Origin of the sequence: Stenotrophomonas rhizophila (genome assembly GCF_007667275.1) — a bacterium.
GTDB lineage: Bacteria > Pseudomonadota > Gammaproteobacteria > Xanthomonadales > Xanthomonadaceae > Stenotrophomonas > Stenotrophomonas maltophilia_AE.
The window spans coordinates 881,281-894,783 of the sequence record NZ_VDQT01000002.1 but is presented as its reverse complement, the minus strand read 5'-3'; the positions used below and the strand labels follow the sequence as shown (position 1 = coordinate 894,783).

13 protein-coding genes are annotated in these 13,503 nt (G+C 67.1%); 8 read left to right on the top strand and 5 right to left on the bottom strand.

From position 1 onward, the window contains the following. The first annotated feature begins 130 nt into the window (after positions 1 to 130). The 4 genes from thiS to FSZ13_RS09990 all read left to right on the top strand — a co-directional run bounded on the left by thiS (position 131) and on the right by FSZ13_RS09990 (position 3,822). Positions 131 to 340: a sulfur carrier protein ThiS gene (thiS, locus tag FSZ13_RS10005; RefSeq protein WP_145479366.1), complete on the top strand. Its 210-nt coding sequence runs from the start codon at positions 131 to 133 to the stop codon at positions 338 to 340. Positions 341 to 419: 79 nt separating this feature from the next. Then, positions 420 to 1,214: a thiazole synthase gene (locus FSZ13_RS10000; protein WP_145479365.1), complete on the top strand. Its 795-nt coding sequence runs from the start codon at positions 420 to 422 to the stop codon at positions 1,212 to 1,214. Then, positions 1,214 to 1,948 (top strand): tRNA (guanosine(46)-N7)-methyltransferase TrmB, encoded by a 735-nt coding sequence (gene trmB / locus FSZ13_RS09995; protein WP_145479364.1) that lies wholly within the window; start codon positions 1,214 to 1,216, stop codon positions 1,946 to 1,948. The genes FSZ13_RS10000 and trmB overlap by 1 nt, the downstream gene beginning before the upstream one ends. A 26-nt stretch (positions 1,949 to 1,974) precedes the next feature. Next, positions 1,975 to 3,822 carry an SLC13 family permease gene (locus FSZ13_RS09990; protein WP_145479363.1) on the top strand — a complete coding sequence of 616 codons (1,848 nt, stop codon included), beginning with the start codon at positions 1,975 to 1,977 and terminating at the stop codon, positions 3,820 to 3,822. Between the two features lie 92 nt (positions 3,823 to 3,914). On the opposite strand, the gene FSZ13_RS09985 is transcribed toward FSZ13_RS09990, so the two are convergent. Next, complete coding sequence (locus FSZ13_RS09985; RefSeq protein ID WP_145479362.1) at positions 3,915 to 4,262, bottom strand: Rieske (2Fe-2S) protein; 348 nt, start codon at positions 4,260 to 4,262, stop codon at positions 3,915 to 3,917. 177 nt (positions 4,263 to 4,439) lie between these two features. Between FSZ13_RS09985 and FSZ13_RS09980 the strand changes: the two genes are divergently transcribed. From FSZ13_RS09980 to FSZ13_RS09965, 4 genes are all read left to right on the top strand, one after another. After that, entirely contained in the window at positions 4,440 to 4,715 is a 276-nt protein-coding gene (locus FSZ13_RS09980) for a hypothetical protein (RefSeq protein WP_145479361.1), read from the top strand. 128 nt (positions 4,716 to 4,843) lie between these two features. Then, positions 4,844 to 5,551 carry a fumarylacetoacetate hydrolase family protein gene (locus FSZ13_RS09975; protein WP_145479360.1) on the top strand — a complete coding sequence of 236 codons (708 nt, stop codon included), beginning with the start codon at positions 4,844 to 4,846 and terminating at the stop codon, positions 5,549 to 5,551. 58 nt (positions 5,552 to 5,609) lie between these two features. Continuing rightward, positions 5,610 to 6,014, top strand: a complete 405-nt coding sequence (gene mscL / locus FSZ13_RS09970; RefSeq protein ID WP_145479359.1) for a large-conductance mechanosensitive channel protein MscL — start codon at positions 5,610 to 5,612, stop codon at positions 6,012 to 6,014. A gap of 364 nt (positions 6,015 to 6,378) precedes the next feature. Next, positions 6,379 to 7,800 carry a M28 family peptidase gene (locus FSZ13_RS09965; RefSeq protein WP_145479358.1) on the top strand — a complete coding sequence of 474 codons (1,422 nt, stop codon included), beginning with the start codon at positions 6,379 to 6,381 and terminating at the stop codon, positions 7,798 to 7,800. 94 nt (positions 7,801 to 7,894) lie between these two features. Here FSZ13_RS09965 and FSZ13_RS09960 read toward each other — a convergent pair whose 3' ends face one another. The 4 genes from FSZ13_RS09960 to FSZ13_RS09945 all read right to left on the bottom strand — a co-directional run bounded on the left by FSZ13_RS09960 (position 7,895) and on the right by FSZ13_RS09945 (position 13,267). Then, a complete protein-coding gene (locus FSZ13_RS09960) occupies positions 7,895 to 9,334 on the bottom strand; it encodes an alanine/glycine:cation symporter family protein (protein WP_145479357.1) in 1,440 nt (479 codons plus the stop codon). Beyond that, on the bottom strand, positions 9,334 to 10,341 hold the full coding sequence (locus tag FSZ13_RS09955; RefSeq protein ID WP_145479356.1) for a hypothetical protein: 1,008 nt from the start codon (positions 10,339 to 10,341) through the stop codon (positions 9,334 to 9,336). The genes FSZ13_RS09960 and FSZ13_RS09955 overlap by 1 nt, the downstream gene beginning before the upstream one ends. 582 nt (positions 10,342 to 10,923) lie before the next feature. Further along, positions 10,924 to 11,757, bottom strand: coding sequence for a TrmH family RNA methyltransferase (locus tag FSZ13_RS09950; RefSeq protein WP_145479355.1), 834 nt, complete (start codon positions 11,755 to 11,757; stop codon positions 10,924 to 10,926). Continuing rightward, positions 11,750 to 13,267: an alanine/glycine:cation symporter family protein gene (locus FSZ13_RS09945; protein WP_145479354.1), complete on the bottom strand. Its 1,518-nt coding sequence runs from the start codon at positions 13,265 to 13,267 to the stop codon at positions 11,750 to 11,752. The genes FSZ13_RS09950 and FSZ13_RS09945 overlap by 8 nt, the downstream gene beginning before the upstream one ends. Between the last annotated feature and the right edge of the window lie 236 nt (positions 13,268 to 13,503).

Below are 13,503 nucleotides of genomic sequence, written 5' to 3'. Positions count from 1 at the left end.
GGTACATCACGCTGCGCTGCGGCATGGCAGGGGCCAGGGGCGCTGGCAACACAGGCGGGACAAGCCGGGACGGGCATCGGTGGGGGCGCAAGGGTACGCAGAAGTGACGACTTTGGGGGACAATCGCGCCATGAACTTCGTCAACATCACGCTCAACGGCGAACACCGCCAGCTTCCGCAAAGTGCCACCGTGCTGGACCTGCTCCAGGTTGATGCCCTCAAGGAGCGCCGGGTCGCGGTGGAGGTCAACGGGGAGATCGTGACCCGCAGCCTGCACGGCACGCATGTGCTGCAGGAAGGCGATGTGGTGGAGATCGTGCACGCGTTGGGGGGCGGGTGACGATTGACGGGTCGCGTGGGCCGGCCAACGGCCGGCGCTACCGGGTCTGTGCCGCAGTGGGCTGTGTGATAATTCGCTTATGACTGCTCATTCTTCCCCCGATTCGCTGGTGATCGCCGGCAAGACCTACGCCTCCCGGCTGCTGACCGGGACCGGCAAGTTCAAGGACCTGGATGAAACCCGTGCTGCCACCGACGCAGCCGGCGCCCAGATCGTGACCGTGGCGATCCGCCGCACCAACATCGGGCAGAACCCGGGCGAGCCCAACCTGCTGGATGTGCTGCCGCCAGACCGCTACACCATCCTGCCCAACACCGCCGGCTGCTACACCGCCGAAGACGCGGTGCGGACGTGCCGACTGGCGCGGGAGCTGCTGGACGGCCACAACCTGACCAAGCTGGAAGTGCTGGGCGACCAGAAGACGCTGTATCCGGACGTGGTGCAGACCCTCAAGGCCGCGGAACAGCTGGTCAAGGACGGTTTCGAGGTCATGGTCTACACCTCCGACGATCCGATCCTGGCCAAGCGGCTGGAAGAGATCGGCTGCGTGGCGGTGATGCCGCTGGCGGCGCCGATCGGCTCGGGACTGGGCATCCAGAACCGCTACAACCTGCTGGAGATCATCGAAAGCGCGAAGGTGCCGATCATCGTCGATGCCGGCGTGGGTACCGCGTCCGACGCGGCGATCGCGATGGAGCTGGGCTGCGATGGCGTGCTGATGAACACCGCCATTGCCGGTGCGCGCAACCCGGTGCTGATGGCCAGCGCCATGCGCAAGGCGGTGGAAGCCGGGCGCGAGGCGTTCCTGGCCGGGCGCATCCCGCGCAAGCGCTATGCGAGTGCATCGTCGCCGGTGGACGGGTTGATCGGCTGATGACCAATCCCTTCGACAGCGCAGGCGCCAAGGCGCCGCCCAAGCCCTTCACCGTCACCGAAGGCCGCCGCGAGGTGCGCAGCTTCGTGTTGCGCCAGGGCCGCTTCACCCCGGCCCAGCAGCGCGCGTTCGACGACCGCTGGCCGCGTTTCGGGCTGGATTTCACCGGCGAGCCGCGCGACCTGGATGCCACCTTCGGGCGCGATGCACTGAAGGTGCTGGAGATCGGCTTCGGCAACGGTGCCGCGCTGCGCTTCGCCGCGCAGCAGGATCCGAGCCGCGACTACATCGGGCTGGAAGTGCACGCCCCCGGCGTGGGCCGCCTGCTCAACGCACTGGCCGACGACAATTCCGATCACGTGCGCCTGTACCACCACGACGCGGTGGAGGTGCTGGAAAAGGAAATCGCCGACGGCGCGCTGGATGAGGTACGGATCTATTTCCCCGATCCGTGGCACAAGAAGCGCCACAACAAGCGTCGCCTGATCCAGCCGGCGTTCGCCGAGCTGCTGGTGCGCAAGCTGCGCGTGGGCGGGCGGCTGCACTGCGCCACCGACTGGGAAGACTATGCGGAGCAGATGTGGGAGGTGCTCGATGCCACCCCGGGGCTGGTCAACCGTGCCGGTCCGCGTGGCCAGGTGGAGCGGCCTGAATGGCGGCCGCAGACGCACTTCGAAACCCGCGGCCAGAAACTCGGCCACGGGGTGTGGGACCTGCTGTACGACCGTACCTGATCCCACACTAGGAACCGCACCACCCCATGGACACCACGCTGACGCTGACCACCGACATGAAGCTCGTCCTGGGGCTGGTCGGCTTCACGATGGCGATGTTCCTGTTCGAACGCATCCGCGCCGACGTTGTGGCGCTGGTGGTGCTGGTGGTGCTGGGCGTGACCGGGCTGATCGCACCGGAGGAAATCTTCGGCGGTTTTTCCGGTAACGCGGTGATGAGCATCATCGCCACCACCATCCTCGGCGCCGGGCTGGACCGCACCGGCGCGCTGAACCGGCTGGCGGCATGGTTGCTGCGGCGCGGGCATGGCGTTGAAACACGGTTGCTGATGATGACCACGGCCATTGCCGGGTTGAACTCATCGTTCATGCAGAACCCGTCGGTGATGGCGCTGTACCTGCCGGTGGCGTCGCGGCTGGTGGCGCGCACCGGGCTGACCCTGCAGCGCCTGCTGCTGCCGATCGCCGCGGCGATCGTGATGGGCGGTGCGCTGACCATGGTCGGCAATTCACCGTTGATCCTGCTCAACGATCTGCTCGCATCGGCCAACAACAACCTGCCCTCGGGCCTGGCCACCATCGAGCCGCTGCGCATGTTCGCGCCGCTGCCGATCGGCCTGGCCCTGCTGGTCGCGTCGCTGCTGTACTTCCGCTACTTCGGCGACCGCAAGCTGGTGGAAGAGGAAACCCTGGCCAACGACGGGGTCACCCCGGCCCGCACCGAAAGTTACTTCGCCAAGACCTACGGGATCGAGGGCGACGTGTTCGAACTGGTGGTCAGCGCCGAAAGCCCGCTGGTGGGCATGACCCTGGGCGAGGCCGAAACCGTGCACGATGCGCCGCTGATGCTGGCGCTGAAGACGGGCAACGACACCCGGCTGGCGCCGCCGGCGGAAATGCGCATCTGGGTGGGCAGCGTGCTCGGGGTGATGGGCAGCCGCCAGCAGGTGAGCGACTTCGCGCAGAACCAGTTCCTGCGCATGTCCTCGCGCCTGAAGCACCTGGGCGACCTGTTCAACCCCAGCCGCGCCGGCATTTCCGAAGCGGTGGTGCCGCCCACCTCCGAAGTGATCGGCAAGAGCGCGTCGGACCTGCGGCTGCGCAAGCAACGCGGGATCAGCCTGCTGGCGATCAACCGCGACAAGCAGGTGATCCGCGAAGACGTGCGCAATGTGCCGCTGCGCGCCGGCGACATGCTGGTGTTCCACAGCATCTGGACCGATCTGGCGCAGGCGGCCAAGAGCCGTGACTTCGTGGTCGTGACCGACTACCCGAAGGGCGAGCAGCGGCCGCACAAGTTCAAGATCGCGATGTCGATCTTCGCCATCACCATCCTGATCGCGCTGACCTCGAAGCTGCCGGTGGCATTGACCCTGATGACCGGCGTGGCCGGCATGCTGCTCACCGGCGTGCTGCGCATGGACGAGGCCTACGCCTCGATCAACTGGAAGACGGTGTTCATGATGGCCGGGCTGATCCCGCTGGGCTGGGCGATGGACAGCAGCGGCGCGGCGGCGTGGGTGGCCGGGCATACCATCGACCGCCTGCCAACCGGCATCCCGGTATGGGTGCTGGAAATTGCGTTGGCGCTGCTGACCACGGTGTTCTCGCTGGTGATCAGCCATGTGGGGGCGACCATCGTGATGGTGCCGATCGCGGTGAACCTGGCCCTGGCGGCCGGCGGCAGCCCCACCGCCTTCGCGCTGATCGTGGCGCTGTCGGCATCCAACAACCTGATGACCGCGTCAAACCCTGTGATTTCGATGATCACCGGTCCGGCCAACTACACCCCGCGCGAGTTGTGGCGGGTGGGTGCGCCGCTGTCGTTGATCTACACCATCGTGGTGGTGGCGATGATCAACCTGATGTTCTGAGTGGTGTACCGACCAACGGTCGGTACCTACCGGTAGATGCCGACCGCTGGTCGGCATGGCACAGGTAGATGCCGACCGTTGGTCGGCATGCCTCACGCCAGGAAAACCTGCCCGTCCCGCACGTCCAGCGCCACACTCCGCAGCCGGTCGCCCTTGCACGGACCCGCTACGCATTCGCCATCGGTCAGCGAGAACGACGCGCCATGCGCGGCGCAGACCAGGTCACCGGCTTTGCTCTTGAGGAACTGGCCGGGCGCCCAGTCCAAGCGGCGGCCGGCGTGCGGGCAGATGTTGAGCCAGCCCCGCACGCGCTCACCCTCGCGGTACAGCACCAGCGGCTCGTGGTCGCCGTCGATGCAGGCCTCGGCTTCGGCAAATCCCCCATCCGCAATGCGTTCCAGGGCGATCAGGGCAGCGGCGGGAGCATCGGAAACGGACATGAAAACGCGATCCAGGACGGGATGCAGCATTGTCGCACGCCCTCATCTGGCTGGCTCCGCGATGAACACAAGTGCTTGATTTCAAATGAACGAGCGTCGTGATTAACGTATTTTTCACTCAATGACAGAACGGTGCCGGGATACTGGCACTTCGCTGACTTCAGCCAAAGAACCGCCATGTCCAACCGATTCCAGTTCAACCAGTTCCGCTCCCTGTTTGCGCCGCGCAAGCCGCGCCATCCGTTGGTGCGCGTTGCGGTGGGTCTGCTCGGTCTGGCGATCCTGGCCGCCCTGGTGTTCGTGGGCGTGTTCGTGGGCGCGGCGATGATCATTGCCGGCGTGGCCTGGAAGCTGCTGGCCAACCGCCGCCAGGCGGTGCGTGCGGCCGACCCGCAGGTCGTGGAAGGCGAGTACCGCGTGGTGCGCAAGCAGGCGCTGCCGCTGTCGCGTTGAGGCTTTCTTGCCGACCAACGGTCGGCACTACATAGGCGGTCGGCACTACATGGGCGGCTCCGTCCGACATTGTTGCGGACCAACGGTCGGCACTACACTGCCAGCATCCCCTGCTTCTGGATGCGCGCATGACTGATGTAATCCCCACGCCCGAGCCGACCCGCATTCCCGTTGCGGGTGGCGGCACGTTCCCGGTGCGCCGCGTGTACTGCGTAGGCCGCAACTTCGCCGACCATGCCAAGGAAATGGGCGCTGCCGTTCCCGCCGCGGATGATCGCGGCCGCCCGATGTTCTTCAGCAAGCCGGCCGATGCGATCGTGGTCGACGACGTGCATGTCATCCCCTACCCGCCCGCCACCCACGACCTGCACCACGAGGTGGAACTGGTGGTGGCGATCGGCCGTGATGCGCCGGCCGGCGAGTTGCCGGTCGAGCAGGCAGAGGCGCTGGTGTTCGGCTACGGCGTGGGCCTGGACCTTACCCGCCGCGACCTGCAGGCGGCGGCCAAGGCCAAGGGCCATCCGTGGGATCCGGCCAAGGGCTTCGACTATTCCGCGCCGGTCAGCGAACTGGTACCGGCCGGTGAAGTGGGCGATCTTGCCGCGCTCAACCTGTCGCTCGAGGTCAATGGCGAAGTCCGCCAGCAATCGCTGCTGGACCAGATGATCTGGAACGTGCCGGAGATCCTGCACGAGCTGTCGAAGCTGTGGGCGCTGCGCGCCGGCGACCTGGTGTTCATGGGCACGCCGGCCGGCGTAGCGGCGCTGAAGCCGGGCGACCGTTTCAGCGCGCGCCTGGAAAACGTGGCCGAGCGCCACGGCGTCATCGCCGGATGACGACACGCACCGCGTTACGCTGCAGCGTCGTTTGATATCCCCGTTACAGGAGAACCCGATGGGAATGCTGACTGAGTTCAAGGAATTCGCCATGCGTGGCAACGTCATCGACCTGGCGGTCGGTGTGGTCATCGGCGCGGCGTTCGGCAAGATCGTCACCGCGCTGGTGGACAAGATCATCATGCCGCCGCTGGGTTGGCTGATCGGCCGGGTGGATTTCTCGGAGCTGGCGTGGACCCTGGCGCCGGCACGCGTGGCCGCCGATGGCACCGAGATCCCCGCCGTGGTGATCGGTTACGGCGATTTCCTCAACACGCTGGTGCAGTTCATCATCGTAGCGTTCGCGATCTTCCTGCTGATCAAGGTGATCAACCGCGTGGCGCGGAAGAAGGAAGCCGAGCCGGCAGCGCCGAAGGAAGAGATCGTGCTGCTGCGCGAAATCCGCGACAACCTGAAAAAGTAAGAACGTTGTGACGGCGTACCGACCAACGGTCGGTACCTACCGTGGCGGGCGTGCCGCATGCATGCGGTGCCCCGGTGGCGAGCGTGCCGCGTTCGTGCGGTGCCCCGTCGACGGGCGTGCCGGGTGAGCGCAGCACTCGTGGCGAGCGTGCCGCGTGCGTGGGGTACCCGGCGGCGCGCGTCGTGCGGGTTGGTACGGCCCTTGGCGGGCATGCCGCGTATATGCGGGTAGGCGACGACCGTTGGTCGTCGCCGAACCACCGATGGAAATCAGCATCCGCCCAACCATGACCTTGCGCCCATGTGCGCTGCGGACAGGCTGCTAAGCTCGGGGGCTTACGCCCTGCTGCCCCGGAGTCCGTCCCATGCGTCGCCGCGTCCTTGCCATCGCATCTTCCCTTGCCCTGCTGGCCGCCCCGGCGTTCGCCGCGACCGGCACTACCACCCTGCCGCCGAAATCGCTGGCCACCGCCGCTGAACTCCGCGAGCAGGCCCTCAAGGACGACACCGGCTGGAAGGTGGTCGAGTCGCTGACCACCGAAATCGGTCCGCGTATTGCGGGCAGCGAAGCCGACGCCCGCGCCGTGGCCTGGGCCGAGGCGAAATTCAAGGCACTCGGCTTCGACAGGGTCTGGAAAGAACCGGTGACCTTCCCGAAATGGGAGCGCCGCAGCGAACACGCGCAGGTGACGGGCAAGCACGCCCAGCCACTGTCGATCACCGCACTGGGCGGCAGCCCGGGCGGCACGGTCGAGGCCGAGGTGGTGCGCTTCGCCGACCTGGCCGCACTGCAGGCCGCGCCGGAAGGTTCGCTGAAGGGCAAGATCGCCTTCGTCGATTACCAGATGACCGCCTACCGCGACGGCCGTGACTACGGCAAGGGCGGCGCGGTGCGCAGCAAGGGGCCGTCCGAGGCAATCCGCAAGGGCGCGGTGGGCTTCGTGATGCGCTCGGCCGGTACCGATTCGCACCGCGTCCCGCACACCGGCATCACCCGCTTCGACGACGGCCTGACCCCGGTGCCGTCGGCGGCACTGTCGGTGCCCGACGCCAACCAGCTGGCGCGCCTGGTCGCGCTGGGCCCGACCACGGTCAAGCTGAGCCTGGATTGCGGCTGGGACGGCACCGCCACGTCGTACAACGTGATCGGCGAGATCACCGGGCGCAGCCTGCCCAAGGAAGTGGTGGTGATCGGCGGTCACCTGGATTCCTGGGACCTGGGCACCGGCGCGATCGATGACGGTGCGGGCGTGGCACTGACCATGGCCGCCGGCCACCTGATCGGCCAGCTCAAGCAGGCCCCGAAGCGCAGCATCCGCGTGGTGGCGTTCGCCAACGAGGAACAGGGCCTGTACGGCGGCAAGGCCTATGCCGAAGCGCATGCCAAGGACATCGCCCTGCACCAGCTGGCCGCCGAGAGCGACTTCGGTGCCGGCCGCATCTATGCCTTCAACACCGGCTCGCCGAACCCGGAGGGCTCGCGCGAGGCCACCCGCCAGATCGCCGAAGTGCTCAAGCCGCTGGGCATCGAGTACGTGGCCGACAAGGGCGGCCCGGGCCCGGACATCGGTCCGCTGGCGGCCAAGGGCGGCGCGTGGGCGTGGCTGGCACAGGACGGAACCGACTACTTCAACCTGCACCACACCGCCGACGACACGCTCGACAAGATCGAACCAGCGGCACTGGCGCAGAACGTTGCCGCGTACACGGTGTTCGCCTACCTGGCGGCGGAAGCCGATGGCAGCTTTGGCAGCGAAGCAAAGGCCACCACCCCGCCGAACGAGTGACAGCGCAAAGCGCTGTCACCTGGTAGAGCGGACCGTTGGTCCGCTGCACGTTGACCCAACGGCAGCCGTCTAACAGACGGCTCTACCCCCCGCGCTACCTCAGCCATACGGTGCTGGCCGGCAGCGTGACGTTGTCCGGCCGGTACACCGGGTCCTGGCCCGCGCCGCGCGAGGCTTCGTAGTCACGCAGGGCGGCCAACGCCGGCTTCTGCAACAGCAGCAGCGCGATGATGTTGAGCCAGGTCATCAGACCCACGCCGATGTCGCCGAGCGACCAGGCCACGGTGGCGGTGTTCAGCGCCGAATACAGCATGGCGCCGATGAAGCCGAGGCGGAACAGCGCCATCACCCAAGGCGAATGCCGGTTGCGCACCAGGTACACCACGTTGGTTTCCGCGGTGTAGTACAGCGCCAGGATCGTGGTGAAGGCGAACGGAATGATCGCCAGCGCGATGAACGAGCGCCTGAACCCGGGCAATGCCGATTCCACCGCCTGCTGTACGAACCGCGGCCCAGCTTCCAGCCCGGGTACGTTCGCCACGATCCACTGCGACGGCACCGCCGGGTCATACACGTTGTACGCGCCGGTCGACAGGATCAGGAACGCGGTGGCGCTGCACACCACCATGGTGTCGATGTACACCGAGCAGGCCTGCACCAGACCCTGCTTGACCGGATGCGAGACCTCGGCCGCTGCAGCCGGATGGGCACCGCTGCCCATGCCCGCTTCGTTGCTCATCACCCCGCGGCGCACGCCCCACTGGATGGCGGTGCCGATCATGGCGCCGAACGCGGCGTCCTGGCCGAACGCACTGCGCAGGATGATGGCGAACATCTCCGGTACCGCGTCCAGGTTCAGGGCCATCACCACGGCGGCAACCAGCAGGTAGCCCAGCGCCATGAACGGCACGATCACCTGCGCCACCTGGGCGATGCGGCGTACGCCACCGAAGATCACCATCGCCACCACGGTCCCGATGCCGGCGGCGGTGATCCAGCCCGGCAACGCCCACGCCTCGTCGAGCGCGCTGACGATGGCGTTGGACTGGGTACCCGGCAACAGCAGGCCACAGCCCACCACCGTGCTCAGCGCGAACAGCACCGCATACCAGCGCTTGCCCAGGCCCTTCTCGATGTAATACGCCGGCCCACCGCGATACATGCCCTTGCTGTCGCGCTGCTTGTAGATCTGCGCCAGCGTGGATTCCACGAAGGCGCTGGAGGCGCCCAGGAACGCCACGATCCACATCCAGAAGATCGCACCGGGCCCCCCGTAGGCGATGGCCATGGCCACGCCGGCGATGTTGCCCACGCCGACCCGGCTGGACAGCGACAGGCTCAAGGCCTGGAACGAGGACACCCCCGCCGCCGAGCTGCGGCCCTGGAACATGAGCTTGAGCATTTCAGGCAGGCCGCGCAGCTGCACGAAGCGGGTGCGCACGCTGAAATACAGGCCCACCAGCAGGCACAGCCCGACCAGTGCGGGACTCCAGACGATGCCCAGCAGGCGGGCGACGATATCCTCGACGCCCATCAGAAGAACATGCCCAGCGCGACCTGCGGATTGATGTAACTGCCGGTGTTGCGCCCGGCCACGGTGAATTCAACACCGGCGATCAGACCGACGCTGGGGCTGAAGTGGTACTGCACGGCCGGTGCGAGGGTGACGTTGCGGCTGCCGGGGCGGCGCTCGTCGAAGCGTTGCATGCTGCCGTCGGCGGCAGGCGCATAGCCGCTGAGGTGGCGGTCGCTCTGGCGGCTCACGGCAACCTCCATCACCCCCACCCACTTCGGGTTGAAGCTGTATTCGCCGGCCGCGGACAGGCCGATCAGCGAGCCCGGCGCGATGTTGCCGCGGAATCCTTCAGGGGTGCCGTAGACGCTGTGGTCGTTGAGCGCCACGCGTGCCGGCGCGGGGCTGGCGCTGAGCTGGCTGCGCCAGCGTAACGGGCGGCCGTTGGGCAGCCATACCACCTGCTGCACGCCCAGGCCGAAGGTGGTGCGCTGCACGCCGTCGCCCTGCGCATTGAGCGGGTTGCCGTCGATGCGGTCGTAGCTGCCGGTCGCGTAGCGCTGGCTGAGCGACACCGACACCGCCGGGCGCGTGCCGTCGACGCTGGGCGCCTGCAGCAGGTACTGCACCATGGCGGTGGTATCGCCGGCGCGGAAGCCACGGCTGCGGTCGCTGCCGGTCTCGGCGCGCGATGCGCTCAGGTTGACCTGCGCGGTGACACGCTGGCCCAGGCCGTAGGCGATCGGCACCACGGTCAGCCACGCGCTGCTGCGGCCTTCGCTGTCATGCCGGCGGCCTTCGCCGTCGAAGTAGCTGTCGCTGTTGATCCGCACCAGGTAGGGCTCGATGAACAGCCCGCCCTTGGGCATGCCGGCCGGGTTCGGGGTGATCAGCGGGCCCATGAAATTGACACCGTCGAGCGTGCGCTCGTCGGCGAACGCGGCGGCAGGCAGGCACAGGCCGGCGATCAGGGCGGCGATCAGGGCGGAACGGGATGAGCGCAGGGAGCGCAGCGCAATGGGCTTCATGGAATGCCTCCGTGGTGACGGGTGGATGCGGCGGGCCAATCCGCCGCACCGGCAATCTGCACAGGAAGCAAGCCGTTAAATATCGGTAAATCACGCGATTGTGGGGTTCTGTGCACGGGCGCACACGCGAACAGGCTCATCGCGCCAAACATGGTTGCAAGCAGGACCAGAGCGCTGCACGCGCTACAGGAAATCCATCGCGGACGGCCCGAAACGACGCTTCGGTCGAAGCACGGAAATTCCCATTTCCAGGCGTGGTTTGTCGCATGTCACCCGCAGGCGTGCAGCGGGCGAAAAAAAAGCCCGGCCAGAGGGCCGGGCTACCGGGATTCATCACACCCCACGCGGTGAGCGCCACGGACAGACCGTGATCCGGACAACGGCGCCGCACTGGGTGGGTGTCTCTCCTCACCTACGCAGTGCAGTGCTGCTTTTCACTGTGGCGCAGCAGGATCGCTGCACACCATCCGAAAAATCCGAATCCCGTGTAAGCGTGACTTCATTGGAGAAGTCGATCACATCACGTGGGGCAGCGCGCGTTTGCGTTGCCCCGTTCAAAGCACGACGACCCACGGTCGTCGTCTACCGTTGTGCGTACCAGTGCGACAACAGCACCGCCGTTGCCGAGGCAACGTTCAGACTTTCCACCGCACCGCTGCCCGGAATGGAAACCTGCAGGTCGCAGGTCTGCGCCAACGCGCGATCCATGCCTTCGCCTTCGGCGCCCATGACGTACACCAGCCGTTCCGGCAAGGCGCACTTGAACAGGCTGTCGCCGCCCTCCACCAGCGTGGCGGCCAGGCCGAATCCGCCGGCGCGCAGGGCCTCCATCGCCTGCGGGAGCGCCGGCAGGCGCACCAGCGGCACCGCCTCGGCGCCACCTTCGGCAACGCGCGCGGCCGCGCCGGACAGGGCCAGGGTGGAATCGGAAGGCAGCAGCAGGCCGGCCACGCCGAAGTGCGCCGCCGAACGCAGGATGGCGCCGAAGTTGTGCGGGTTGCCAACGCCATCCAGCCACAGTGCCAGCACCGGCTTGCGTGCCGGCAGTCCATCCAGCCATTCCGGCAGGCTCAGCATCGGCGCCCGCACCACGTCGGCGACCACGCCTTCGTGGTGGGTGGTGGCGGCCAGCTTGTTGAGGTCGCCCTCCTCCACCACGCGGTAACCGACGCGGTTGGCCACGCACCACTTCAGCACCGGCTGCAGGCGTGGGATCAGCGCGTCGGCCAGGTACAGCTTGCGCAGCGCCTGCGGGCGGCGCGCGAACATGGCCTGCACGGCATTCCAGCCGTACAGGCGCAGTTCGTCGTTGCCGCGCCCCGGCGGTGGCGGGGTGCCACCTTCGCGCGGCGGCAGCGGGGTGGCCCGCGGCGGTCGCGACGACGGGCGGCGGGCGTTTTTCCAGGGATCATTCACTACGGGACGGCTCCAGCTTGCGTTGACGCCAGAAATCGGCGTTCTTGATGCCCAGGGCATCGGGGTCGAAGGTCGGATCCAGGCCCAGCTTCTTCTGGCGCTCGTAATCGCGCAGTGCGATCAGGGCCGGCTTCTGCACGATCAGGATGGCGACGATGTTCAACCACGCCATCAGGCCCACGCCGATGTCGCCCAGCGCCCAGGCCATCTTGGCGTTGTGGAAGGCGCCGAACACCACCATGCCGATGATGCCCAGGCGCAGCGCGAGCACGGTCAGCGGGCGCTTGCGGTTGTGGTTGAGGTAGCTGAGGTTGGTTTCGGCCATGTAGTAATAGGCCATGATGGTGGTGAAGGCGAAGAAGAAGATCGCGATCGCCACGAAGCCCGAACCCCAGCCCGGCAGCACGGTTTCCACGGCGGCCTGCGCGTAGCCCGCGCCTTCGGCGACACCGGCCAGCCCGGCGAACACCGGCTCGGCACCCGGGGTGGGCGAGTACACGTTGTAGGTACCGGCGGCCAGGATCAGGAACGCGGTGGCGGTGCACACCATCATGGTGTCGAAATAGATCGCGAACGCCTGCACGTAGCCCTGCTTGGCCGGGTGCGAAACCTCCGAGGCCGCGGCCGCGTGCGGGCCGGTACCCTGGCCGGCTTCGTTGGCGTAGATGCCGCGCTTGACGCCCCACTCCACCGCCAGGCCCATCATCGCGCCGAACGCGGCGTGGGCGCCGAAGGCGCTGCTGAACACGGTACGGAACATGTCCGGCACGCGGTCATAGTTGAGGATCATGATGACGATGGCCATGAGGATGAAGCCGGCGGCCATGAACGGCACCACCACTTCGGCGAAGTTGGCGATGCGCTTGACGCCGCCGAAGATCACCACGCCCAGCAGGAGGGCGACCACGATGCCGATGCCCAGCTTGAAGGCCTGCACCGATTCCATGCCCATGAACTGGCCATCCAGTGGCCCGCACAGCGAACCGCCGCGGCAGGAATTGATGATGCTGTCGGCGATCGCATTGGCCTGCACGCCCGGCATCAGGAAGCCGGCCGCGACGATCGTGGCCATGGCGAAGGCCATCGCATACCACTTCAGGCCCATGGCCTTTTCGATGTAGTACGCCGGGCCGCCACGGTAGCGGCCTTCGGCATCCTTGGTCTTGTAGATCTGCGCCAGGGTGCACTCGATGTACGAGGTGGATGCACCCAGGAAGCCCATCACCCACATCCAGAAGATCGCACCGGGGCCGCCGAAGGCGATGGCGGTGGCCACGCCGGCGATGTTGCCGATGCCCATGCGGCCGGCCATGGACATCGCCAGCGCCTGGAACGAGGACACGCCCGCTTCGGACTTTTCGCCCTGCACGGTGAGCCGGCACATTTCAAAGAATCCGCGCAGCTGCATGAAGCGCGTGCGCACGCTGAAGAACAGGCCGGCGGCCAGGCACAGGAAGATCAGTGCCTTGCTCCAGATGATGCCATTGATGAACTCAACTACTGCTTCCACGCGCTCTCTCCAGTCGGCGGAAAATGAAGGACGTCCCGTCGGCTGGAAGGGACCCGGTCGATTCTCCACCATAGCGCGCCAGCCCGATAGGGCCGATTGATCAACCCGGCGGCTGCCGCCACGACCAACGGTCGTGGCCTACCATCGCTCGGCGCTGGCAGAATCACCGCGCCAGGTGTCGCTTAGCGCCGGCGGCCCCTCTACGGTAGGTCCCGACCGTTGGTCGGGACGAAACT